Here is a 24,853-nt window from a genome sequence, read left to right on the forward strand (position 1 = left end):
CCTGTTTTACATATGATAGATGTCACTTGAAATAGGGGCGTGATTTTGCTTAGATTTGAAAATTACAACTTTATGAACAGGATTTTCAGTCAAAGGTCTGATTTTCGCCTAAATCGTGGAGAAACAATAGTCCAGACGGTTTCTTCGTGTTAAACTTATGAAGGAAAAATAATAGTACACATTGGATTTAAGGAGTTGTTGACATGTTACATCAGCTTTCATGGAAAGTCGGTGGGCAACAGGGTGAAGGGATTGAGAGTACAGGTGAGATTTTCTCAATGGCAATGAATCGTCTAGGTTATTTCCTATACGGTTATCGTCACTTCTCTTCTCGAATTAAAGGTGGCCATACGAATAATAAAATTACAGTTCGTCCAACAGAAGTACGTTCAATTGCGGATGATTTAGATATTTTAGTGGCATTCGATCAAGAAACAATTGATGTCAATTATAAAGAGCTTACAGAAAAGGGTATTATTTTAGCCGATGCAAAATTTGATCCTGTTAAACCAGAGGATTCAAAAGCACCATTATTTGCAGTACCGTTTACAGAAGTAGCAGCAGAGCTTGGTACTTCGTTAATGAAAAACATGGTGGCTATCGGCGCAACTGCATCATTGCTAAACCTAGAAGACGCAGTATTCCAAAATGTTGTCGATGATATTTTTGGTAAAAAGGGCGAAGAAGTCGTACAAAAAAATATGGAAGCCATTACACGTGGTCGTCAAATTATGAATGAGCTGTTAGTTGATCGTATAGGCGAATGGGAGCTTGCACCTGCAGATGGTAAACGTCGTATGTTTATGATTGGGAACGATGCGATAGCACTTGGTGCATTAGCTGCTGGGACACGCTTTATGGCAGCATACCCAATTACACCAGCGTCTGAAATTATGGAATACCTGATTAAAAAATTGCCGAAATTCGGTGGAACGGTCATCCAAACGGAAGATGAGATTGCAGCAGCAACAATGGCTATTGGCGCTAATTTTGGCGGTGTACGTTCCTTTACCGCTTCTGCTGGTCCTGGTCTTTCATTAATGATGGAAGCAATTGGTCTTTCAGGTATGACAGAGCAACCTTTAGTAGTAGTTGATACACAACGTGGAGGCCCTTCAACTGGGTTACCAACTAAGCAAGAACAATCTGACTTGATGGCTATGCTTTACGGTACTCATGGAGAAATTCCTAAAGTAGTCATTGCACCTTCTACAATGGAGGAAGCTTTCTTTGATACGATCCAAGCATTTAACATTGCAGAGGAATTACAATTACCAGTAATCTTAATGACAGATCTACAATTATCTCTAGGTAAACAATCTGTTGAGCCATTTGATTATAATAAAATTGAAATTCGTCGCGGTAAAATTGTGATGGATGATCTTGAGGAAGCGGCAGATAAAGCCTACTTCAAGCGTTACGAAGATACAGAAGATGGCATTTCACCTCGTGTCTTACCAGGTACATTGCATGGTATTCATCACGTTACAGGTGTTGAACATGATGAAACAGGGAAGCCATCTGAGGCAACGGGTAATCGCCAAACTCAAATGGATAAACGCTTCCGCAAATTAGAGAGCTTGAAATTTGATAACCCAGTCTTTGTCAATGCACCACATGAGGAAGCCGATATTTTATTAGTAGGCTTTAACTCAACAAGAGGAGCTATTGAAGAAGTGCAAGAACGACTGAATGCACAAGGAATGAAAGTGAATCATGCCCATATTCGTTTAATTCACCCATTCCCATCTGCAGAAATAGCACCTCTTGTTGCACAAGCGAAAAAGGTGATCGTTGTAGAAAATAACTATACAGGTCAATTAGCTAATATTATGAAGATGAATGTTGGTGGTCACGATAAAATCGCGACAATCACTAAATATAATGGTACACCATTCTTGCCTGGTGAATTAGAAAATCGTGTGAAGGAGTTGACTCGCTAATGGCAACATTTAAGGATTTTCGTAATACAGTGAAACCAAACTGGTGCCCAGGCTGTGGAGACTTCTCAGTACAAGCAGCTATTCAACGTGCTGCTGCAAATGTCGGCATAGAACCAAATGAACTTGCTGTCATTTCAGGAATTGGATGTTCAGGTCGAATTTCAGGGTATATCAATTCTTATGGATTCCATGGTATTCATGGTCGTGCACTTCCGATTGCACAGGGTTTGAAAATGGCTAATCGTGATTTACATGTTATCGCTTCTGGTGGTGATGGTGATGGATTTGCTATTGGTATGGGGCATACAATTCATGCTATCCGCCGTAATATTGATATAACTTATATTGTAATGGATAACCAAATTTATGGTTTAACAAAAGGTCAAACATCTCCACGTTCAGCTGCTGGATTTATTACAAAATCTACACCAGGTGGAGCGATTGAGCCATCATTGAAACCATTAGAGGTAGCGTTAACAAGTGGTGCAACATTTGTGGCGCAGGGCTTCTCTACAGATATTAAAGAATTAACAGCACTAATTGAAGCTGGTATTAACCATAAAGGTTTCTCATTTATCAATGTCTTTTCACCTTGTGTAACGTATAACAAAGTGAACACATATGATTGGTTTAAAGAAAATTTAACAAAATTGGCAGATGTTGAAGGTTATGATCACTCAGATCGTGGTATGGCAATGCGTACAGTGATGGAACACGAGGGGTTAGTAACAGGCATTATTTATCATGATACGGAAACAACGTCGTATCAAGAAAAAGTACCTGGCTACTCTGAATTACCATTAACAGATATCGATATCAAAATGAGCGAAAATGATTTTAATGATTTAGTAAAAGAATTTATGTAAAATTGATGAGATCGAAGCATTTGGAATGAAGTCATTCCAAATGCTTTTTTTATGCTTGATGAAAGAATCGCGAGTATTTAGTGATCCATCGCGGGTAAACGCATAGCTACAGCGAGTATTTTGATATTGAATCCTTATAAAATCCTTATAATTTTTTTTTACACTAAGGTCATCGAAAGGATGATGACTAATGATGAAAGATTTGATATTAAAGACAGAAAATCTTAATAAGTCGTTTAAAGGGCAAAAAATTGTGGATAATGTAGCGTTAGAAGTTCAACGTAATACGGTCTACGGTTTACTTGGACCAAATGGAGCGGGGAAATCCACAACATTAAAGATGATGACAGGTATGTTACGACCAGATGCTGGGAATATCATTTTTAATGGACATACATGGACACGAAATGATTTACAGGACATCGGCGTGTTAATTGAAACACCTCCCCTGTATGATAATTTAACAGCAACAGAAAATTTACAAGTTCGCACGATAGCATTACGTCTACCGCAAAGTCGTATTGAAGAAGTATTAAAAATTGTAGATTTAACGAATACAGGAAAAAAACGGGCGGGGCAGTTTTCCTTAGGAATGAAGCAACGATTAGGTATAGCGATTGCGCTGCTAAACAAGCCAAAGCTGTTAATTTTAGATGAACCTACAAATGGACTTGATCCTATTGGTATACAGGAGCTTCGTCAGCTTATTCGCTCATTTCCAGAGCAAGGCATCACTGTGATTTTATCTAGTCATATTTTGTCAGAGGTGGAACAGGTTGTGGATGACATTGGCATTATTGCTGATGGCAAGCTTGGCTATCAGGGACCAGCACCGCAAGGTCAGGAATTAGAATCACTATTCATGCAGGTTGTTGCCACCAATAGAAAGGTGGGTTACTAGCATGATAGCCATTATGAAAGCGGAACAATTAAAATGGAAGCGAACTTTTATTCCCAAATTACTTTGGCTTACGCCACTTATAACCTTACTAATAAGCGCTGTACTTATGGGAGGTGAATATTTTCAAACAGGAGCTTATAACTGGTGGTATACGATGCTTCTGCCAGGTGCACTGACGATTTGCTGTGCCTTAGTGATCGAAAAGGATAAAAAAATAAAATACCATAGTATTCTTGCCTTACCACTTGATCTTAAAAGGATTTGGCTAGGAAAAATAGTAACATCAAGCATATGGCTTTTTCTGATTACGATTATTTTCTTTGGAGGAATTACGGCTGGAGGCTTGCTATTTGGTCATAGTTTACCAATAGCGAGCAGTTTACTAAGTACTTTTGTTATTTTCCTGACGTTTTTGTGGCAAATACCTTTATGTCTTTTCTTAGCAGCTAAACTAGGTACCTATTTGACCATCTTACTCAATGTAGTAGCCAATATCGTAGGGATTGTTGCCTTTGCAGATGGGGAAATGTGGTATTACTATCCATTTGCGATTGGTGCTCGTTTGTTATGTTCGACACTTGGCATATTACCAAACGGTCTATTAGTACCACAAGGTAGCCCTTTATTGGATAAAGGCGTTATACTTCCAGGCTTACTGATAGCATTAGCTTGGTTTATGATGATTAGCTTTCTTACGGCGAAGTGGTTCACAAAAAGGGAGGCGAAATAGCGGATGGACATGTTACGATTATTAAGAGTGGAATGCCTTAAAACAAAACGAACACCTTTTTTGCTGACACATATACTTGTCCCCCTTGCTATTTCTGGGCTATTTTTAGCCTACTACTCCTATTCGCCATGGAATTTTCAAGGAAAAGTAACTGCCTATTTTCAGGGGCTGGCTTGTGGACTACCAATTATAATAGGATTAGTATGTGCTATGGCATCTGAGCAGGAAGCAAACGCTGGTCGTTTCCAAGGTATGCTAGCTACAACAAACATAAAAATAAAGACATATATGAGCAAGCTTATCTTATTATTATTGTTTAGCTTTGGAGCCATCTTTCTATCTATAGCTATTTTTAGTTTTGGCTTTAGAGAACTATTACATGAAGTAGATTTGGGCTATTCATTTTATAGTATGGCTGCTTGTATTCTATTCGGCAGTCATGTGATTTTCTATATGTTACATTTATTTGTAAGCTTCCAATTTGGTAAAGGCGCTTCGATTGGTTTAGGTATTGTAGAAGCTCTGCTGGTCGCCCTATTGCTTACAGGCTTAGGGGATCGTATTTGGCCCTTTTTACCTTATGGATGGAGCGGTCATTTTGTTTCTTTATGGATTTTATCATCGACAGGAACAAATTTAACATTGCTCGAAACAAGTATCCAGACGGGCATAATGGCGTGCTTAGGGGGTATCCTATTGACTTTTACGCTGTCTTGTTTATGGTTTTGGAGATGGGAAGGTAGAGCATCTGAAAATTAGAGGGTGAATTATGGCAAATATATTAGTAGTGGATGATGAAGTGGATATTTTAATGCTGATAAAAAATGCACTTTATAAAGATAATCACTTGGTAACCATTGTGTCTAAACCGACAGAAGTAGGCAAGATGGATTTAGGCTCCTTTGATTTAATTTTGCTTGATGTGATGATGCCTATTATGGATGGCTTTACATTGTGTGGGCAAATTAGGCACGCTGTAGATTGCCCTATTCTTTTTCTTACAGCTAAATCCTTAGAAGAAGATGTGATGTATGGTTTAGGCCTAGGCGCAGATGATTATTTGATTAAACCATTTGGCATCGGAGAGCTACGAGCAAGGGTGAATGCGCATATCCGACGGGAAAGCAGAGAAAAGCGGAGCATCCTTTATAGCGATAAAGTTCACTTTAATCTTTCTGGTAAAGAACTGTTTGTTCAGAATGAGCGCGTCCTGCTAACTAAAAGTGAGTATGAAATATGTGAATTTTTAGCACGGCATCGTGGGCAGGTTTTTTCTAAAGAGCAGATATACGAAACGATTTTTGGGTTTGATGGTAAAAGTGACAGTACAGCGATAACAGAGCATGTCAAAAATATTCGGTCAAAGCTACATGCGTTTGACATAGAGGTCATTGATACGGTTTGGGGGATCGGCTATAAATGGAGACGATAAAACCGAGGAAAGGAACACATCTTCATACATTTTTCCTGAGATATTTATTCTTTCTTTGCTTAGGTATCATTTTATTAGTGGCACTATTAATCGGTCTATTTATGTTTGCCTTTTCAGCTAATATTATTTTACCTGCAAATTATGCAGAGACACAAATCACTTTAGCAAAAGACAGAATTGCTACAAGCAGCTCGGTAACGAACGAGATGATCCCTGATCTTGTAGACTACGCAGTGATTTCTAATAAGGGTGAATTTCTTTCTGGTACTTTAACAGAAAAAGAGGCTTCCCATGCATGGCGTTTAAAGCAGAGGGGAGAGACGAAAAGTAATGCTCGATTTTATGCATTCGTTGAGCGAGAACAGGAATTGTGCATTTTACGCTATGGTTTAGTCCCTGAGTATCGCACACCTGTTATGAGAAAATATTTACCTAATCCTCAATTAACGGTTTTACTATTGTTTATTATAGGCGTTATCATACAGGCAACGGTGCTTGCTGTGCATTTCGGCAGAAGACTTAAACGAAAAATGATGGGCTTACAAGAAGCCATTGAAAAAATCCAACATCAAAATTTAGATTTTCATTTAAAACCATCTGGGATTCGAGAAATTGATGATATTGCACTTTCTTTTGAGCAGATGAAGGAAGCATTAAATACTTCATTGACACAACAATGGCATGCAGAGCGCGCGCGCAGAGAACAAATTTCTGCCCTTGCCCATGATTTGAAAACACCTCTTACGATTATTCGAGGAAATGCGGAACTTTTATTGGATACTGTTCAAGATGAAGTACAAAAAGAATACAACACTTATATATTAAAAAATACACTAGAAATTGAAAAATTCACAAAGCAATTATTAGATATTTCCAATATGGAGCAAAGGGTTGGTGGTGTAAAAACAACTGTAGAGCTGGCTTCATTTATTCAACAGCTAGAACAGCAAATGAAGGCACTTGCTTTAGAAAAAAATATAGAAGTTATTGTAGTAAAGGATAAACTGCCTGATGTCTTTATGATCGAGGAGGAGCTTTTTTATCGGGCTTTATTAAATTTGATTGTCAATGCTATAGAGCACACGCCATATAATAGCAAAGTCACTTTATCTGTTCAGGGAGAGGCAGATGTTATTCATTTTACTGTGATAGATAGTGGTGCTGGTTTTTCACCGCAAGATGTAAAGGAAGCCACAAAGCAATTTTATCGGGGAGATCCAAGTAGAAATACAGCAAATCATCATGGCATGGGTCTTTATATTGTCGAGTCCATCATTCAAAAACATGGTGGAACACTAACGTTGGCTAATGATTCCATAACGGGAGGAGGAAAAGTGATAGTCACCATTGCGACGTCTTAATTATAAGATGTCTTTTTTTATTGGATTCACTAGTATTTAGCGATCAACCGCGAGTAAAAGCACAATTAAAGGTTTCATGTAAAAATTGTAGGGGGCGGTGCAGGCAATATTCTTTAAAAAAATGCTACAATAAAAGAAAAAAAGAGGCGATGTACGTGAATAACGTCATTGATTTTATTGCAAAAAAAAAGGAACGTGAAGACCGAAAGCGTGCTCAGGATTTAGAACGTTATGTAGCTACACAATGTAATTTTCAACACCCTGAAAATATTGACGCTCTTGTAGAGGACAAATTGATTGAGGTTAAAGATCATACGTTATTTCTTGGCTTTCTATCCATTTTAAAGGATGAGCAAATAGAACCGTTAGATATTTTTCAAGATGTCTTTTCATTAGAGCCCTCTCGTTTTGAAATGTCCTACAATATGAGATGGTGGTCAGTTGTGCAATTGGCATTTACATTTTTAACAATTCTCAAGGAAAATGAGCCGCATACATATGCTGATTTTTTAGGTCTCTCCACATAATCTAAGTATGTGTACGTCTGTAAAGCAAACGTACACATACTTAGATTTTTCTTATCTTCCCCCGCTAGCTTTACAAGCCTACTTCATTTATTCATTAAATTCATAGATATTTATAATTCCTCAATAATTTTTACTAAATATTCTTAACACCTCCATACTTGCTTAATGTTTGTTTTATAACATAACGTTTGTAAGCAAATAAAAATAAAGCAAAACAAATGGAGGGTCCAACACATGGCAATTCAAAAACTGTGGAAAAAAGGTCTAATTGGTGCATTAGCTATTTCCATGTTGGCAGCTTGTTCTGACAGTTCATCTAGTGCAAATGAGGTAAACAAGGATTTATCGCTTGAGGACATTACAGAAAAAGCAAAGGAAGAGGGCACTGTTAATTCTGTCGGTATGCCAGATACATGGGCGAACTGGGTAGAAACCTGGGAGGAACTCGGGACCGAATATAGCATCAAACACAAGGATACGGACATGTCGAGTGCAGAGGAGTTAGCGAAGTTTGAAGCAGAGAAGGATGATGCTACGGCAGATATTGGAGATGTCGGGATTGCTTTTGGACCAATCGCTAAGGACAAGGGCTTAACATTACCATACAAAACGTCTTATTGGGATGAAATACCTGATTGGGCTAAAGATGATGAAGGACACTGGATTGTTGGCTATACAGGAACCATTTCTTTTTTGACAGATAAAAATAATGTGAAGAATGCTCCAACATCATGGGAAGACCTTAAAAATGGAGATTACACAGTAAGTATTGGGGATGCATTAACAGCTAACCAAGCACAGTTTGCCATCTTAGCAGCAGCTATGGCATTTGGTGGAGATGAGTCCAACATCCAGCCAGGTATAGATTTCTTTGCTGAATTAGCGAAGCAAGGACGTCTACAGGGAGATCCATCAGTAGCAAACCTAGAAAAAGGTGAGATAGATGTTGCGATCTTATGGGACTTTAATGCATTAGGTTATCGTCATCAAATTGATGAGGACCGCTTTGATGTAGTGATACCTAAGGAGGGATCTGTCACTTCTGGTTATGCAACGGTAATTAATAAATATGCCAAAAACCCACATGCTGCCATGCTAGCACGTGAATATATTTTATCTGATGCAGGTCAAGAAAATTTAGCAAAAGGCTATGCGCGTCCAATTCGGGACGGAGTGAAATTACCACAGGATGTAAAAGATTTACTATTACCTGCTGATATGTATACGAATGCACAACCTGTTAAAGACCAAAAGAAATGGGAAGATACAACAAAGCAAATCCCTCAACTCTATCAAGAGCAGGTGTTAATCCATGCAAAATAACAAAGTGGTTCTCATTGTTATCGATGCCTTGCGCTTTGACACAGCCTGCACACATATGGGGTTCTTGCACCATTTAGTGGAGCGTCAGGTAGCTGCTCGCTATAAGGTTTGCTCAGAGGTGCCTTCTTTATCAAGACCATTGTATGAGACGATTTTAACAGGTACACCCCCTATTGTACATGGCGTTACTAGCAATATGACAGTGCGTTTATCGAAAGGGCAAAGTGTCTTTCATATCGCAAAGGAGCATGGTTTAACTACAGCAGCCTCCGCCTATTATTGGGTGAGTGAGCTTTATAATAGAGCGCCATTTAATCATATGGAGGACAGGCTACAACTCGATACACATTTACCAATTGACAATGGTATGTTCTATTTTGAGGATCATTATCCAGATAGTCATGTATTTGCCGATGCAGCATGGTTAATGGCTCAAAAGCAGCCTGATTTCCTGTATATTCATCCAATGAATGTTGATGATGATGGTCACAAATTTACGGCAGATTCTGCTCAATATCGCAATCGAGTTTTAGCGATGGATGCTTTACTATCCTTGTTTATTCCAAAGTGTATGGCGCTGGGCTATGAGGTTATCGTTACGGCTGATCATGGCATGACAAGAGATGGTAATCATGGCGGTACCACACATGAGGATCGTCATGTCCCGCTATTTGTCATTTCAGATGCTGTAAAGGCTGGCATAAAAGAAGGCATTATTTCTCAATTACAAGTTGCACCACTGTGCTGTCATTTATTAAATATCAAGCCTGCTGAAGATATGGTACCACTCCTGTTAGAAGGTGTGTTTACAGCAAAAGAGGTTTAAATAATAGTAGTCGCTCTTATTATAAGGAGCGGCTATGATCCCCATGAGCCGCAAGTCATTTATAGAAAGAAGTGAGTGTGTTGATATCGAAGCGGCAATCCATTGCTTGGCTTTCGCCTTTTCTTGTATTACTATTACTGTTTTTCTTAGTACCGCTCCTATATATGCTCATTACAAGCTTTCAAAATAGTGAGGGCTTTACTCTGAAGCAGTATGAATCAATTTTTACGAACGATTACATTCTTCAAGGTTTTAAAAATAGTATTACTTTATCTGTTATCTCAGCTATGATTGCGTTACTTATCACCTTGTTTGCAGTTTATGCCATGATGAAGTTTTCAGAGCCAGTACGGGAGAAGATTTTAATACTTACGAACTTAATCTCCAATTTTTCAGGTATTCCGCTAGCATTTGCTTTTATCGTTTTACTTGGCAATAGTGGTTTATTTACATTGTTATTTGACAAATGGGATATTGAGGCGTTGACATCCTTTTCATTATACAGTTGGAGCGGTTTGTTACTTATTTACATTTACTTTCAGCTGCCATTATCACTAATGCTGCTATATCCCATTTATGATGGAATTCAGCAACAGTGGAAGGAGGCGGCAGCCCTTCTTGGGGCATCTAGCTGGCAGTTTTGGATGAAAATTGGTCTCCCTGTTATGCTCCCAGGAATTGTGGGAACCTTTAGTGTATTGTTCGCCAATGCTATGGGTGCGTATGCCTCTGCTTATGCATTAACAAGCAGTAATTATAATTTAGTGGCGATTCGTATCGGCTCCTTAATAAAAGGTGATATTTTTGCTCAGCCAGAGCTAGCCAGTGCCATTGCTGTTATATTAGCAGTGACAATGGTAACGGCCATGCTGATCAGTGAGTGGAGCATCTCTAAAACAAGGAGGAAAGTAAAATGAAAAAGCGTGGTTTGGCTGATTTCTTTTTCCTTCTGCTCATGGGATATTTACTATTACCAGTGTTAGCAACAATGCTCTATGCGTTTGCAACAAAATGGAATAAAACGATATTGCCAGAAGGACTCACACTAAAATGGCTTTCGGCATTGTTTCAGGATACCGATTTTATGCAAGCATTTGGCCGCTCAGTATTTTTAGCAGGGGGGGCAGTTAGTATTGCACTCCTTGTCATTGTGCCAGCTATTTTCGTCATCGTCCTATACTTTCCAAGATATGAAAAATGGATACAGATGGCAGTGGTGATGGTGTATTCTTTTCCAGGAATCATTTTAGCTGTAGGGCTTATACGCGTTTATAGCCAAATAGGTATACCGATGATATTTGTTGTTTTAGGGGCCTATGTTGTGGGAATTCTTCCTTATATCTATCAAGGTACACGAAATAGTTTAAGAAATATAGATGCGAGGCAGCTACTTGATGCCGCTCAATTACTAGGCGCATCCAAAAGGCTGGCATTCACAAAAATTTTACTGCCTACCGTTTATCCAGGCTTATTTGCAGGGGCATTATTATCCTTCTCTGTCTTATTTGGTGAGTTTGTCTTAATTAATCTTGTTGTAGGTTCTCGCTTTGAAACCGTTCAAATTTATTTAATGAAAAAGCTTAGCACAAGTGGACATATTGCTAGTGCTGTTGTTTTCATCTATCTCGTGCTAATGGGTCTTTTAACATTCGTCATTGCTATCGTAACGAAACGATCGAAAGGTGCTACAAATCTATGAGTTATCTTGTTATTGAAGGGCTTCATAAAAAATATGGACAAGTATCTGTTTTAACCAATATTCATATGGAAATTCAAAAAGGAGAATTTATCACACTATTAGGTCCTAGTGGCTGTGGAAAGAGTACGATTTTGCGTATTGTTGCAGGCTTAACAGATGCATCGGCAGGTAAGATTTTGATTGAAGGAAAAAATATGAGTGGCGTACAACCGAAGGATCGTCAAGTGGGTATGGTCTTTCAATCCTATGCACTTTTTCCTAATATGACTGTGCTCGAAAATGTTGCTTTTGGTTTGCGTATGCAAAAAGTTAATAAGGCAGATATAGAGCAGCGTGTTCATGAAATGCTAGCGCTTGTTCATCTAAGTGAGAAAGCTAATGCGTACCCGAAAGAATTATCGGGAGGTCAACAGCAGCGTGTTGCTCTAGCCCGTGCATTAATTGTCCGACCTAAAGTACTGTTATTAGATGAGCCGCTTAGTGCGCTCGATGCTCAAATTCGCAAAAAACTTCAAGCAGATTTACGAGCAATTCAGCGAAAATTAAATATGACAATGATTCTAGTTACACATGATCAGGAAGAGGCAATGGCTGTTTCGGATAGAATATTTGTCATGAATAATGGCAGCATTGCCCAAAATGGTACGCCAACGGAAATCTATACGAAACCAAATAATGAATTTATTGCTAATTTTATCGGTCATTATAATGTTTTTCCACGCCAAACTTTAGAAAAAATGCTTGGAGCATCTTTAATAGAGCAAGCCACGAAATTTGCTATACGACCTGAGGCGTTACATCTCGATCAACGAGATGGGGACTTATGTCTCTTTGGGGTTGCCAAACAATCATTAATGAGCGGCAATATTATTCGTACTACGTTTGAAGGAGAAATGGCGTTTACAATGGAACAACTGCATCAACAAGGGTATTCGATTGAAATGGGAAAATCCTATAAGTGTTATGTCGCACAAGAAGATGTGATTGCGCTATCATGACTTACGCTAAACTGGAAAGATTTGAATTTATTTTAAAACAATTAGATTCTGAAGGGAAAATTATTGTTGCCAATATTGCCGATGCCCTTCAGGTAGCACCAGAAACAATTCGCCGAGACTTTGATGAATTAGAACAACAGCATTTATTATCAAGAGTTCATGGCGGGGCTATTAAATATACGAATGTACGTAATGAACCGGTATTTTTACGCAAGCTACAAATGCACAAGGACGCAAAGAGACAAATTGCTCGTATTGCTGCACAACGCATTTGCGACGGCGATACTATTGCAGTAGATACAGGTACTACAACAGTACATATAGCCGATTTTTTACTAGCTGTGGAAGATATAACGGTTGTAACGAATTCAATTGCAGCAGCTATTCAATTTAATTTAGCCATAGAAGAACGACGCATGACAGGCAAGGTCATATTACTAGGAGGCACGGCGAATCCAAAACAATCTTCTGTTGCAGGTGCTATGACGTTAGAAATGCTAGATAATATGAATTTTGATAAGGCCTTTTTATCGTGTGGTGGCATGAGTGAGGGCATTGTTTATGAATACGATTTGGATGAATCTCTTATTTCAAAGAAAATGCTCAAGCATAGCAAAGTGAGTTATTTATTAGCCGATGCATCTAAAATTAATGGCAAATCATTTTTTCAAATCTGTCATCTTGATGAATGTACAGAAATTCTTTGCGAAAGCACTTGTCCATTAGAATGGCAGGCTTATGAGGAAAAATGGACGATATGTAATGGAGGGAAGAGTGGATGACAATTGATTATCACGTACATTTAGAAGAGGGACCTTATTCATTTCGCTGGCTAGAGCGTACATCGCAGGCACTAGAGTTTTTTTATCCGGATGATGAAACGGAAAAAGGCTCCAAACAACAAATAACTTGTCATTTACAGCGTCTAGCAAGGCGTGTGAAAAATGGCTGTTATAGTGAGGAATGGTTGGATTTATATCTTGAACAGGCAAAGCAGCTCGGCTTACGTGAGGTGGGGATTGTCGATCACTTATATCGTTTTCAAGAAACGCGTGCCTATTTTGAGCGTTTTATGAGGCTGGATGATAGTGAAATTGGACAAATTCAGCGCTATTGGCTGGATCGTGTGATGACAGAAAAAATGGACGCTTTTGTGACGACCATTCAGCAGGCAAAGGAAAAATGGCGTCAACATGGCATTACACTGAGACTTGGTATAGAGGCAGATTATTTTGTTGGTGGTGAGGAGGAATTAACGGCTTTACTAGCAGGTTATCCTTGGGATTATGTAATTGGTTCTGTTCATTTTGTTGATGGGTGGGGCTTTGATAATCCACAAACACAGTATCTTTTTGAGCAAATGGATCAACCCTCTTTACAACAAAATTATGAGCGTTTTTTTAAAGTAGTAGAGAAAATGATTCTTTCCAATATGTTTGATTTTGTTGCCCATTTAGATAATTTTAAAGTATTTAATTATCAGGTGGAGGATCGTGCGTTTCTTGAAGTTTGGTATAAACGTATTGCAAAGGCACTAACGTCTACTGAAACCGCCACTGAAATCAATGCCGGGCTGTATTATCGTTACCCTGTACAGGAAATGTGCCCGGGTCCTCGTTTTTTACAAACCTTACTTGAGCATGGAGTTGCTTTTACTGTATCCTCTGATGCACATTTTCCAGATGATTTAGGTAAATATACATTTGCCAATACAGAGCTGCTAAAGGGTTATGGCGTTCAAGCTATTGCCTCCTTTGAACAGAGAGTGAAAAAAATGATGACGTTATAGGTTGAGTAAAGGGCACTAAAGCTTCAATGTAGTGCCTTTTATTCGTATTACATAAGTACAATATTACTCGCATACAAATGATTAAATTCATTTTTATAATGTGAGGCGATTCAGATTGACATCTATTAAAGAACAACCCTTTTTACCTATTATTATACAATCGGGTCAGCATGCATACGGGGTAGCACGCTCATTTTATGCAGCCTACCGCATGAAAAGTCTTGTCATTGAGCCAGCAAAAAAAGGGAGAACGATGCGCTCACTCCTTTTGAAAGGCTCACAGGGAATTGCCACGCAGAATAGCGGTATTCTGGATTTTCAATACGTTGAACATTTAGATGATCCTACCCGTTTTGTACAAGCGCTAGTGGGATTGGCCATGCAGTGCCAACAAAAGAAATTGATTTTATTAGTTTGTGACTGCTACTATGCAGAGCTTATCATTGAAAATAAAGAGCAGCTTGAAAAGTACTTTATTTTACCTTACATTGATCAGGCTTTACTAAATAGGGTGCAAACAAAGGAGAAGTTCTACAGGCTTTGTGATAAATATCAGTTAAAATACCCCAAAACCATCATTATAACAAAGGAACATCATCCAAATAGAGAAATTCCAATCCAGTATCCCATTATTATTAAACCCTCCAATACCGTGGCCTATACGAACTGTTCCTTTCCTGAAAAGAAAAAAATATATCTAGTGCACGATGCAGATGAGATGCAGCACATCATTGGCTGTATTTATCGTTCTAGCTATCAAGACACCTTAATCGTTCAAGAATTTATTCCAGGCGACGATTCCTATATCCGTGTTCTAGATGTATATGTAGGAAGAGATCGAAAAGTAAAATTAATGTGTGTTAGCAACAAGCTACTCGAAGATCCATCTCCACAAAACAAAGGTATTTCTTTAGCTGTTATGACCGATTATGATGAGCAGCTAATGGAATCCATTCGGCATTTTTTAGAGGACATCGGCTATACTGGCTTTGCTAATTTTGATATGAAATATGACATCAGGGATGGAAAATACAAGCTATTTGAAATGAATTTGCGCGCAGGGGCTTCAAGCTATTATGTGACCGCAAGCGGTTATAATTTAATGCAATATGTGGTGGATGATTATTTATTCCAGGTTCATCATGAACGAACATATGTCCAGACGAAGCATGTATGGTCACTACTTCCTGCAAAAACGCTATTTAAATACATGAAGAATGAAAAATTAAAAATAGAAGCAAAGCAATTAATGAAGGAAGGGCAATACACGGATGCATTACTATATAAAGAAGATATGAATATCAAGCGTTGGATAAAGCTGAAATTGTATCATTCATATTTACAGGTAAAATACAGCAAGTATTTTAATAAGAGCAATAGTTAGCAAATGTGAACTGATGGATAGGACATTAAAACTTTCAGGATAGAACGCCAGAGCTGATGGATAATTACGCCTATCTTCATATAATTAAGTCGAAACCTCGACATTTGAGGCGCAAACCTTGTAGGAAGTATCAACTATTCAGTATAATAATAAAATGGGAATTCAAGTGCATGGATTTCGTTTGAAAGGAGTTACCTGATTGCGATGAATGAGGAACAACGCTTAGCTAATCAACAAGTCAATCAACCAAAAAAAGAAGACAAGCCTGAAAAGGATTATAGTAAATATTTTGAGAGGGTCTTTACAGCTCCATCCTTAAAAGATGCTAAAAAACGTGGGAAAGAAGATGTGAAGTATCATAAGGATTTCAGCATTGCAGAAGAGTTCGCAGGAATGGGTAAAGATCGCACCTTCTATATTCGTACTTATGGCTGCCAAATGAATGAGCATGACACAGAAGTAATGGCCGGGATTTTTATGCAGCTAGGCTACACACCAACAGAGGTGATTGAAGAGGCTGACGTTGTCTTGCTAAATACATGTGCTATTCGTGAAAATGCAGAAAACAAAGTATTTGGAGAACTTGGTTTCCTGCTGAAATATAAACGAAAAAACCCTGAGATGCTAATAGGGGTTTGTGGCTGTATGTCGCAAGAGGAATCTGTGGTTAATAAAATTTTAAGAAGCTATCCACATGTTGATATGGTGTTTGGTACACACAATATTCACCGTCTGCCAAACATTTTAAAAGAAGCCTACATGTCCAAAGAAATGGTCATAGAGGTTTGGTCTAAAGAAGGCGATGTTATTGAAAATCTGCCGAAGAAACGTCTTGGCTCCATTAAGGCTTGGGTTAATATTATGTATGGTTGCGATAAATTCTGTACGTATTGTATCGTTCCATATACACGTGGTAAAGAGCGCAGTCGCCGACCAGAGGAAATCATTGCTGAAGTTCGTGAGCTAGCGGCAGCGGGCTACAAAGAAATTATGTTATTGGGACAAAATGTCAACGCTTACGGTAAAGATTTTGAGGATATTGATTATCGTCTTGGTGATTTAATGGATGAATTAAGAAAGATCGATATTCCGCGGATTCGATTTACAACGAGTCATCCACGTGACTTTGATGATCATTTAATCGAAGTTCTTGCAAAGCGTGGCAACTTAGTGGAGCATATCCATTTACCAGTACAATCGGGCTCGAATGACGTGCTAAAAATTATGGCGCGTAAATACACACGCGAGCATTTCCTTGGTTTAGTGGATAGAATTAAAGCGGCAATACCTGAAGTAACATTAACAACAGATATTATCGTTGGCTATCCGAATGAAACAGAGGAACAGTTTGAGGAAACATTGTCCTTATACCGTGAAGTTGGCTTTGACGCAGCCTTTACGTATATTTATTCGCCGCGTGAAGGTACACCAGCTGCAAAAATGATTGACAATGTACCTGAAGAGGTGAAAAAAGAGCGTCTTCAACGTTTAAATGAAGTGGTAGGTGAATACTCTCGCAAAGCATTAGAGCGTTTAAATGGTCAGGTTGTCGAAGTATTAGTTGAAGGCACAAGTAAACGACGCGACGATGTGTTAGCGGGCTATACGAGGAAAAATCGTTTAGTTAACTTCAAAGCACCAGCAGAAGTAATTGGTCAATTAGTGAAAGTAAAAATAACAGAGACTACATCCTATTCACTTACTGGTGAATTTGTGGAAGTCGTAAAAAATGAAAAGGTGGAAGCATAAATGACACAAGTCTTATATACAAAAGAAGATTTAATTAAAAAATCACATGAAATTGCACATATGATTGCAAATACGCCAGAGGTTGAATTTTTCAAAAAAGCAGAAGCGCAAATTAACGAAAATCAACAAGTACGTGAACGTATTGCAAGCTTAAAAAGCTTACAAAAACAAGCGGTTAATTTCCAACACCTAGGGAAAGAAAAAGCATTAAAAATGATTGAAGATAAAATTGCTAAAATCGAGGAAGAAATTAATGCCATCCCAGTTGTGCAACAATTTAAAGAATCACAAGGCGATGTGAATGATTTATTGCAACTTGTTTCAAATACGATCGCAAATAATGTTACAAATGAAATTATTCGCTCAACTGGTGGCGATGTTCTGCGTGGTGAAACGGGTTCATACGTAGAAAATACTCAACCAGGTAGCTGCTCTTAACAGATTATAGAAATCAAAGCTCGAATGCTGTCATTCGAGCTTTTTTTACGTCTTCTTCTATTGAAGCATTCAGCTGCTATAATAGACCTCTCATCGAAAAGTTTTAAATGATCCATTTCATTCTCTAAAAATATATGTTCACCCAATGGGCGCTACCTGCATATGATGGAGTGAAAAGAGTCGAAGGAGGAATTGCGCTGAAACGTTTACGACAAATCGTGACGAAAGCAGTAGTTGCCAAAGGGAAGAAGAGAACGGAAGAACGTGTAACATTATCACCAACAAATAAACCGACAAGTATTTTAGGGTGCTGGGTAATCAATCACACTTGCTCTGCAAAAAGAGTCGGGAAATTTGTAGAAGTAACAGGGAAATTTGATGTCAATGTTTGGTATGCCTATAGTAATCATTCGAAAACAGCTGTGTTTTCTGAAACAATTCACTATAAAGACAAAGTGAAGCTTCACTATCGAGACGGTGAAATTAGCGTTGGTGATGATGTTCGTGTACGTGTGATACAAGAACCAAATTGTATAGAAGCGATTATCTCTCCATGTGGTACAAAGTTTGAAATTGTAGTGGAACGTGAAGTAGTTGTTGAGGTAATGGGTGAAACAACAATTTGTATTAGTGTCCATCCACTAGACTATGAAGAAGATTGGAGCCTTAATGATGAAAGTTCATCTTCATCCTCATCAAGCTCTAGTTCTAGCTCCTCTTCAAGTCCTGAAGGAGAAGGCAGGTATGTGTTAGAGTCTTCATCGTTTCCTGATGAACGACCAAGATAAGTCTAAAAAACATCATTTTTTGATACATGCGAAATGCTAGCATCTTAAAAAAGGTGAATAAAGCGTTTCGCATGTATCTTTTGTTATAATAAATATATCTATAAGGCAAGAGCGAGGTAAATAGTGATATGACAACATATACACCAATGATGCAACAGTATCTACAGGTAAAGGAAGATTACAAAGATGCCTTTTTATTTTTTAGATTAGGTGACTTTTATGAAATGTTTTTTGAGGACGCAATCAATGCCTCACAAATTTTAGAAATTACATTAACAAGCCGAGATGCAGGCGCAAAAGAGCGAATACCAATGTGCGGTGTGCCGCATCATTCGGCTAAAAATTATATTGAAACACTTGTGCAAAAAGGCTATAAAGTGGCTATTTGTGAACAAACAGAAGATCCAAAGCAAGCAAAAGGTGTGGTCAAACGTGAAGTTGTTCAGCTTATCACACCAGGAACAATTATGGAAGGAAAGGCTCTTGATGGTAAATCTAATCATTTTATTGGAGCGGCAGAGCAATTAGATGACACAACATTTGGCTATGCTTATTTAGATTTATCCACAGGTGAGGCAGTAGCATCTTCTATTGAAGGCGATGGAAAAGCCTTATTAATGCAAATGCAGGCTTACGGAATTCGAGAACTGATTGTAACGGATAGTTTGCAGCTATTATTAGCAGAGCATGCCGTCAATGCTGGGATCGTACTTTCAATTGAAGTGAATGAAATGCCTATGGACAAAGCAGCAAGTTATCTCGAAGCTGTACCAAAACCGTTACAAATTGCGTGTCTTCGATTGTTAGCTTATATTGACCAAACACAAATGAGATCTTTATCACATATTCAGGCATTCACGTTTAATGAAATTAAAAATTATTTACGCATTGATTCTAGCTCAAAGCGCAATTTAGAGCTGATTCAATCGATTCGTGGTGGCGATCAAAAAGGTACACTCTTATGGCTATTAGATGACACCGTGACAGCGATGGGTGGACGGAAATTAAAGCAATGGCTACACCAACCGCTTGCCACACGTTCAGCAATAGAGGCTAGACTAGCGATTGTTACGGATTTATTGGAAGAATATTTTGTACGAACAGAGCTTCAAGCATCCTTAAAACAAGTATATGATTTAGAGCGTTTGGCTGGTCGTGTTGCTTTTGGCAATGTGGGTGGACGAGATTTAGCCCAATTGCGTGATTCTTTACGCCAAGTGCCGACTATTCAACAGCAGTTGATGGGGTCAAATAAAGAAACATTACAGCAATTAGGTGCGGAACTTGATACATGCTCAGATGTCGAGGCATTATTAGCAAAAGCGATTACAGATAATCCCCCTATTACCATTAAAGAAGGGGATGTTATCCGTGACGGCTATAATGAACGCTTAGACGAACTTCGCTATGCCGCTCGTAATGGTAAGGATTGGATTGCCCAACTTGAACAAGAAGAGCGTGTGAAAACGGGTATTAAAAATTTAAAAATAGGCTATAATCGCATTTTTGGTTACTATATAGAAATTACAAAATCAAATATTCATTTAGCCGATTTAACACGCTATGAGCGAAAACAAACACTGGCGAATGCGGAACGCTATATTACACAGGAACTAAAAGAAAAAGAAGCATTGATTTTAAATGCTGAAGAAGAAAGCTTAACATTAGAGTACAACCTGTTTGTAGAAATTCGTGATGTATTAAAAACTTATATTCCGCGTGTCCAAGCACTGGCAGCAAGCATTAGTGAATTAGATGTTTTACTAAGCTTTGCAAGCGTCTCAGAAAAATATCGATTTACGAAACCAGAATTTCATGGTGGACGTGCCCTTAAAATTATAGAAGGACGCCATCCTGTCGTTGAAAAAATGTTGAACAAGCAAATGTATGTACCAAACGATTGTGTGCTAGAAGAGCAGAATAATATGATGCTTATTACAGGGCCGAATATGTCTGGTAAAAGTACTTATATGCGTCAAGTAGCATTAATTGTTGTTATGGCTCAAATGGGCTGCTATGTACCTGCTGAAAAAGCGAAGCTACCAATTACCGATCAAATTTTTACTCGGATTGGGGCGGCTGATGATTTAGCGGCAGGACAATCTACATTTATGGTGGAGATGCTTGAATCGCAACATGCTATTATGCATGCAACAAAAAATAGCTTAATGCTATTTGATGAAATTGGACGTGGAACATCGACCTATGATGGTATGAGCTTGGCACAATCGATGATGGAATATATTCATGACAAAATAGGAGCCAATACGTTATTTTCTACGCACTATCATGAATTGACAGCACTTGAAAAGGATTTGCCACGCTTACAAAATGTGCATGTTTCAGCCACTGAAAAAAATGGTACGGTCGTTTTCCTACATAAGGTGAAAAAAGGAGCGGCTGATAAATCCTATGGTATACATGTGGCACAGCTTGCTCAATTACCTGATGAAATTTTAGCTAGAGCACGTGTATTACTTGAGAACTTTGAGGCAGGGAAAGAAGTAGTTGCCGAAACACAGGTGATAGCTGAACAACCAGTACAGATGTCTTTATTTACAGAGGACGAACCGATTTCCCCAGCCGAGACAAAGGTGCTAAAGAAATTAGAAAAGGTCAATATTCTAGGTACTTCACCGATGCAGGCAATGAATATTTTATATGAGCTACAGCAAGAGCTAGTGAACGCTAAAAAATAAAGGAGTGATACGTTAGTGGGAAACATACAAATTATGGACGAATGGCTATCCAATAAAATCGCAGCAGGAGAGGTAGTAGAAAGGCCAGCCTCTGTTGTCAAAGAGCTAGTGGAAAATGCTATTGATGCTGGGAGTACGTCCATTGATGTTTTTTTACTAGAAGCAGGTCTCACTTCTATTCAAGTAATAGATAATGGTAGCGGTATGGATGAAGAGGATGCTCTAATGTCATTCTCTCGTCATGCTACTAGTAAAATTCATCAGGAACATGATTTATTTCGTATTCGAACACTTGGCTTCCGTGGTGAGGCTTTAGCATCCATAGCCTCTGTTTCTAAAATGACATTGATTACATCAAATGGTGAATCTGGAACACATTTAGAACTTGAAGGTGGACATATCCTCACTCATAAACCTGGTCCGTTACGTAAAGGGACTGATTTAACAGTCTCCCAGCTATTCTTTAATACACCTGCCCGTTTAAAATATATGAAAACCATTCAAACCGAACTCGGGCATACAATAGACCTGATGAATCGCCTCGCACTTGGTAACCCACAAATAGCATTTAGATTATTGCATAATGGTCAACAACTACTGCAAACAAATGGCCGAGGAGATGTACAACAAGTGCTTGCAGCTATTTATGGAATACATAATGCCAAGAAAATGGTGTCATTCCAAGGCGAGTCACATGATTATCGAATTTCTGGCTTTGTATCCTTACCAGAGGTAACACGTGCTTCTAAAAATTATATGACTCTATTTGTTAATGGTCGTTGGGTCAAGCATTATTTAGTACAAAAGGCCATTGTGGATGCTTACCATACGTATTTACCTATCGAGCGCTTCCCAATAGTTGTTCTATATATAGAGGGTGATCCTTACTTAACAGACGTGAATGTGCATCCTGCAAAACATCAAATTCGTTTAAGTAAAGAGGCTGAGCTTTTGAAGTTAATAGAGGAAACCATTCGTGAAACAATACGCAACATTATTCGAGTCCCACAAATGGAAAAGAAAGAAAAAATAGTTAAACCAGCTACTGAGCAATTAAACATTTGGAAGCCTGCTCCGAAGATTGATGTAGAGAAAATGAATGCCATCGTAGAAAAATTATATGATGCCCAAACCATTCAAGAAAACAATCTTGAACAGATAGATGAGCCTAAGCTAATTTCTACGGTTCGAGAGGAAAGTTGGCAGCCTACACCACAAATAGAGGCTGAAACAATTGATGAAGTAACAATAGCTGCACAGTCGGAAATATTGGAAGAGACGCCTACGAAGGAACCCTTTCCTGAACTCGAAGTAGTGGGACAAATCCATGGCACATACATTGTCGCACAAATGGAGGATGGTTTTTATTTAATTGATCAGCATGCTGCTCAGGAACGTATTAAATACGAATTCTTCCGTGAAAAAGTCGGTCAAGTTAATCCTCATGAACGTCAGGCATTATTGTTACCACTAACATTCCATTATGCAGCAGATGAAGCACTGATCTTACGAGAACACAGGCATGAATTAGAAGCTGTAGGCGTATTTTTAGAGGAATTTGGACAGTCATCTTTTGTTGTACGTGAGCATCCGAGTTGGTTCCCACAAGGGGAGGAACAGGAAATCATTGAGGATTTAATTGAACAGGTGTTGACAACTAAAAAGGCTGATATCAAAAAACTACGTGAGGCAGCCGCAATTATGATGAGCTGTAAAAAGTCAATCAAAGCCAATCATTATTTAACAAAAGAGCAAATGGAAACATTGCTACGAGATTTACGCAATGCAGATAATCCATTTACATGCCCACACGGACGTCCAGTGCTTATTCACTTTACATCATATGAAGTGGAAAAAATGTTTAAACGGGTTATGTAAGGGAGAGGGGGAAAATGGATGGGTGAATTTATTTTAGCGATTGATCAAGGAACGACAAGTTCAAGAGCCATTTTATTTGATAAAAAAGGTCAAATTGTTCATGTAGCACAAAAAGAATTTCAACAAATTTTTCCAAAGGCTGGCTGGGTAGAGCATAATGCCAATGAAATATGGGGTTCTATCTTGTCCGTTATTGCGGCGGTATTAACCGAAAGTGGCCATGAAGCAAGTGAGGTTCATGCGATCGGCATTACCAATCAGCGCGAAACAACAGTGGTGTGGGATAAACACACAGGTCAGCCGATTTACAATGCGATTGTCTGGCAATCACGCCAAACACAGGACATTGTGAATACCTTAAAAGAACAAGGACAGGAAGAACAATTTCAGCAAAAGACAGGGCTTCGCTTAGATGCTTATTTTTCAGCGACAAAAATTAAATGGATCTTAGATAATGTTGAAGGCGCTCGTGAAAAGGCAGACAATGGGGATTTATTATTTGGGACGATTGATACATGGCTTGTTTGGCGATTATCAAAGGGAAAGGCTCATGTGACCGATTACTCAAATGCAGCTCGAACAATGCTCTACAATATTCATGAATTGAAGTGGGATGAGGAACTTTGTGAGCTTTTAGCTATCCCAATGTCCATGCTTCCAGAAGTGAGAAATTCATCAGAAATATATACAGAAACGGCTCCAAGTATATTTTTTGGAGAAAAAATTCCGATAGCTGGAATTGCGGGTGATCAGCAAGCCGCACTTTTTGGACAAACTTGTTTTACCAAAGGAATGGCTAAAAACACGTATGGCACTGGCTGCTTTATGCTATTAAATACAGGAGAGCAGGCAGTGACATCGGAAAATGGTTTATTGACAACCATTGCGTGGGGAATTGATGGGACAGTGACCTATGCATTGGAAGGTAGTGTATTTGTAGCAGGATCAGCTATTCAATGGCTACGCGATGGACTTAGGATGATTCGTACAGCAGAGGATTCTGAATCCTATGCTAGAAAAGTAGATCATACCGATGGGGTTTATGTTGTCCCTGCCTTTGTTGGACTCGGTACACCTTACTGGGATACAGATGCACGTGGCGCCATTTTTGGGTTAACACGTGGAACATCAAAAGAACATTTTATTCGAGCAACACTAGAATCATTAGCCTATCAAACGAAAGATGTACTAGATGCAATGGAAGAAGCAGCAGGTACTCCGATTGAAGTACTCCGTGTAGATGGTGGAGCTGTCAAAAATCAATTTTTAATGCAGTTCCAAAGTGATGTTTTACAGCTACAAGTAGAGCTAGCAAAACTGAATGAGTCAACAGCACTCGGTGCAGCCTATTTAGCGGGGCTGGCGACAAGCTTCTGGCCAAACCAAGAGGCTTTATCTGCATTATGGGTGAGTGGGGAAACCTATCAACCTCACATGGATGAAGAACAAGCCACAGCTCTGTATACAGGATGGCAGAAGGCTGTAGAGGCAACACGAATTTTTAAATCATAGCTATTGGGGG

22 protein-coding genes are annotated in these 24,853 nt (G+C 38.7%); all 22 read left to right on the forward strand.

The window, feature by feature from the left end:
* Positions 1–203: 203 nt before the first annotated feature.
* Positions 204–1,943, forward strand: coding sequence for a 2-oxoacid:acceptor oxidoreductase subunit alpha (locus tag MKY76_RS05800; RefSeq protein ID WP_054550545.1), 1,740 nt, complete (start codon positions 204–206; stop codon positions 1,941–1,943).
* Entirely contained in the window at positions 1,943–2,809 is an 867-nt protein-coding gene (locus MKY76_RS05805; protein WP_004224896.1) for a 2-oxoacid:ferredoxin oxidoreductase subunit beta, read from the forward strand. Before MKY76_RS05800 ends, MKY76_RS05805 begins: the two co-directional genes overlap by 1 nt.
* A gap of 193 nt (positions 2,810–3,002) precedes the next feature.
* Entirely contained in the window at positions 3,003–3,710 is a 708-nt protein-coding gene (locus MKY76_RS05810; RefSeq protein WP_112118035.1) for a lantibiotic protection ABC transporter ATP-binding protein, read from the forward strand.
* Between the two features lies 1 nt (position 3,711).
* On the forward strand, positions 3,712–4,440 hold the full coding sequence (locus MKY76_RS05815; protein WP_257961791.1) for a lantibiotic immunity ABC transporter MutE/EpiE family permease subunit: 729 nt from the start codon (positions 3,712–3,714) through the stop codon (positions 4,438–4,440).
* A 3-nt stretch (positions 4,441–4,443) separates the two neighbouring features.
* Positions 4,444–5,199 (forward strand): lantibiotic immunity ABC transporter MutG family permease subunit, encoded by a 756-nt coding sequence (locus MKY76_RS05820; protein ID WP_103117598.1) that lies wholly within the window; start codon positions 4,444–4,446, stop codon positions 5,197–5,199.
* A 10-nt stretch (positions 5,200–5,209) separates the two neighbouring features.
* Complete coding sequence (locus MKY76_RS05825) at positions 5,210–5,872, forward strand: response regulator transcription factor (protein ID WP_112117517.1); 663 nt, start codon at positions 5,210–5,212, stop codon at positions 5,870–5,872.
* Positions 5,860–7,233, forward strand: a complete 1,374-nt coding sequence (locus tag MKY76_RS05830) for a HAMP domain-containing sensor histidine kinase (protein ID WP_342557504.1) — start codon at positions 5,860–5,862, stop codon at positions 7,231–7,233. The genes MKY76_RS05825 and MKY76_RS05830 overlap by 13 nt, the downstream gene beginning before the upstream one ends.
* A 149-nt stretch (positions 7,234–7,382) precedes the next feature.
* Positions 7,383–7,760: an ELKS/Rab6-interacting/CAST family protein gene (locus tag MKY76_RS05835; protein ID WP_231595587.1), complete on the forward strand. Its 378-nt coding sequence runs from the start codon at positions 7,383–7,385 to the stop codon at positions 7,758–7,760.
* Positions 7,761–7,994: 234 nt separating this feature from the next.
* The gene (locus MKY76_RS05840; protein ID WP_066036561.1) at positions 7,995–9,083 is read left to right on the forward strand and encodes an extracellular solute-binding protein; all 1,089 of its coding nucleotides are present in this window, start codon (positions 7,995–7,997) and stop codon (positions 9,081–9,083) included.
* A complete protein-coding gene (locus tag MKY76_RS05845) occupies positions 9,073–9,909 on the forward strand; it encodes an alkaline phosphatase family protein (protein ID WP_048391489.1) in 837 nt (278 codons plus the stop codon). The genes MKY76_RS05840 and MKY76_RS05845 overlap by 11 nt, the downstream gene beginning before the upstream one ends.
* Positions 9,910–9,980: 71 nt before the next feature.
* Entirely contained in the window at positions 9,981–10,826 is an 846-nt protein-coding gene (locus MKY76_RS05850) for an ABC transporter permease subunit (RefSeq protein WP_342557505.1), read from the forward strand.
* Positions 10,823–11,608 (forward strand): ABC transporter permease subunit, encoded by a 786-nt coding sequence (locus MKY76_RS05855; RefSeq protein ID WP_342557506.1) that lies wholly within the window; start codon positions 10,823–10,825, stop codon positions 11,606–11,608. Before MKY76_RS05850 ends, MKY76_RS05855 begins: the two co-directional genes overlap by 4 nt.
* The gene (locus MKY76_RS05860; RefSeq protein WP_066036564.1) at positions 11,605–12,606 is read left to right on the forward strand and encodes an ABC transporter ATP-binding protein; all 1,002 of its coding nucleotides are present in this window, start codon (positions 11,605–11,607) and stop codon (positions 12,604–12,606) included. Before MKY76_RS05855 ends, MKY76_RS05860 begins: the two co-directional genes overlap by 4 nt.
* Positions 12,603–13,388 carry a DeoR/GlpR family DNA-binding transcription regulator gene (locus MKY76_RS05865; protein WP_342557507.1) on the forward strand — a complete coding sequence of 262 codons (786 nt, stop codon included), beginning with the start codon at positions 12,603–12,605 and terminating at the stop codon, positions 13,386–13,388. The genes MKY76_RS05860 and MKY76_RS05865 overlap by 4 nt, the downstream gene beginning before the upstream one ends.
* Complete coding sequence (locus MKY76_RS05870; RefSeq protein ID WP_342557508.1) at positions 13,385–14,395, forward strand: histidinol phosphate phosphatase domain-containing protein; 1,011 nt, start codon at positions 13,385–13,387, stop codon at positions 14,393–14,395. The genes MKY76_RS05865 and MKY76_RS05870 overlap by 4 nt, the downstream gene beginning before the upstream one ends.
* A 115-nt stretch (positions 14,396–14,510) precedes the next feature.
* Positions 14,511–15,779 (forward strand): ATP-grasp domain-containing protein, encoded by a 1,269-nt coding sequence (locus tag MKY76_RS05875; protein ID WP_342557509.1) that lies wholly within the window; start codon positions 14,511–14,513, stop codon positions 15,777–15,779.
* A 204-nt stretch (positions 15,780–15,983) separates the two neighbouring features.
* The gene (miaB, locus tag MKY76_RS05880; RefSeq protein WP_048391476.1) at positions 15,984–17,528 is read left to right on the forward strand and encodes a tRNA (N6-isopentenyl adenosine(37)-C2)-methylthiotransferase MiaB; all 1,545 of its coding nucleotides are present in this window, start codon (positions 15,984–15,986) and stop codon (positions 17,526–17,528) included.
* The gene (locus MKY76_RS05885; RefSeq protein WP_004225842.1) at positions 17,529–17,966 is read left to right on the forward strand and encodes a RicAFT regulatory complex protein RicA family protein; all 438 of its coding nucleotides are present in this window, start codon (positions 17,529–17,531) and stop codon (positions 17,964–17,966) included.
* A gap of 134 nt (positions 17,967–18,100) precedes the next feature.
* On the forward strand, positions 18,101–18,754 hold the full coding sequence (gene cotE / locus MKY76_RS05890; RefSeq protein WP_175400709.1) for an outer spore coat protein CotE: 654 nt from the start codon (positions 18,101–18,103) through the stop codon (positions 18,752–18,754).
* A 128-nt stretch (positions 18,755–18,882) separates the two neighbouring features.
* On the forward strand, positions 18,883–21,453 hold the full coding sequence (gene mutS / locus MKY76_RS05895; RefSeq protein ID WP_342557510.1) for a DNA mismatch repair protein MutS: 2,571 nt from the start codon (positions 18,883–18,885) through the stop codon (positions 21,451–21,453).
* 15 nt (positions 21,454–21,468) lie between these two features.
* Positions 21,469–23,331 carry a DNA mismatch repair endonuclease MutL gene (mutL, locus tag MKY76_RS05900; RefSeq protein ID WP_315054958.1) on the forward strand — a complete coding sequence of 621 codons (1,863 nt, stop codon included), beginning with the start codon at positions 21,469–21,471 and terminating at the stop codon, positions 23,329–23,331.
* Positions 23,332–23,349: 18 nt separating this feature from the next.
* Entirely contained in the window at positions 23,350–24,843 is a 1,494-nt protein-coding gene (glpK, locus tag MKY76_RS05905; protein WP_342557511.1) for a glycerol kinase GlpK, read from the forward strand.
* Positions 24,844–24,853 lie beyond the last annotated feature (10 nt).

It is taken from the genome of Lysinibacillus sp. FSL P4-0201 (assembly GCF_038593425.1).
Classification (GTDB): Bacteria; Bacillota; Bacilli; order Bacillales_A; family Planococcaceae; genus Lysinibacillus; species Lysinibacillus capsici.

Excerpts from the sequence above, each read along its gene's own strand:
- MKY76_RS05840 (WP_066036561.1), top strand. The coding sequence starts at position 7,995 with ATGGCAATTCAAAAACTGTGGAAAAAAGGTCTAATTGGTGCATTAGCT.
- glpK (WP_342557511.1), top strand. The coding sequence starts at position 23,350 with ATGGGTGAATTTATTTTAGCGATTGATCAAGGAACGACAAGTTCAAGA.
- MKY76_RS05830 (WP_342557504.1), top strand. The coding sequence starts at position 5,860 with ATGGAGACGATAAAACCGAGGAAAGGAACACATCTTCATACATTTTTC.
- MKY76_RS05820 (WP_103117598.1), top strand. The coding sequence starts at position 4,444 with ATGGACATGTTACGATTATTAAGAGTGGAATGCCTTAAAACAAAACGA.
- miaB (WP_048391476.1), top strand. The coding sequence starts at position 15,984 with ATGAATGAGGAACAACGCTTAGCTAATCAACAAGTCAATCAACCAAAA.
- MKY76_RS05805 (WP_004224896.1), top strand. The coding sequence starts at position 1,943 with ATGGCAACATTTAAGGATTTTCGTAATACAGTGAAACCAAACTGGTGC.
- MKY76_RS05870 (WP_342557508.1), top strand. The coding sequence starts at position 13,385 with ATGACAATTGATTATCACGTACATTTAGAAGAGGGACCTTATTCATTT.
- MKY76_RS05800 (WP_054550545.1), top strand. The coding sequence starts at position 204 with ATGTTACATCAGCTTTCATGGAAAGTCGGTGGGCAACAGGGTGAAGGG.
- MKY76_RS05865 (WP_342557507.1), top strand. The coding sequence starts at position 12,603 with ATGACTTACGCTAAACTGGAAAGATTTGAATTTATTTTAAAACAATTA.
- MKY76_RS05845 (WP_048391489.1), top strand. The coding sequence starts at position 9,073 with ATGCAAAATAACAAAGTGGTTCTCATTGTTATCGATGCCTTGCGCTTT.
- MKY76_RS05885 (WP_004225842.1), top strand. The coding sequence starts at position 17,529 with ATGACACAAGTCTTATATACAAAAGAAGATTTAATTAAAAAATCACAT.
- MKY76_RS05835 (WP_231595587.1), top strand. The coding sequence starts at position 7,383 with ATGTACGTGAATAACGTCATTGATTTTATTGCAAAAAAAAAGGAACGT.
- MKY76_RS05815 (WP_257961791.1), top strand. The coding sequence starts at position 3,712 with ATGATAGCCATTATGAAAGCGGAACAATTAAAATGGAAGCGAACTTTT.
- mutS (WP_342557510.1), top strand. The coding sequence starts at position 18,883 with ATGACAACATATACACCAATGATGCAACAGTATCTACAGGTAAAGGAA.
- MKY76_RS05810 (WP_112118035.1), top strand. The coding sequence starts at position 3,003 with ATGAAAGATTTGATATTAAAGACAGAAAATCTTAATAAGTCGTTTAAA.
- MKY76_RS05860 (WP_066036564.1), top strand. The coding sequence starts at position 11,605 with ATGAGTTATCTTGTTATTGAAGGGCTTCATAAAAAATATGGACAAGTA.
- cotE (WP_175400709.1), top strand. The coding sequence starts at position 18,101 with ATGTTCACCCAATGGGCGCTACCTGCATATGATGGAGTGAAAAGAGTC.
- MKY76_RS05855 (WP_342557506.1), top strand. The coding sequence starts at position 10,823 with ATGAAAAAGCGTGGTTTGGCTGATTTCTTTTTCCTTCTGCTCATGGGA.
- MKY76_RS05825 (WP_112117517.1), top strand. The coding sequence starts at position 5,210 with ATGGCAAATATATTAGTAGTGGATGATGAAGTGGATATTTTAATGCTG.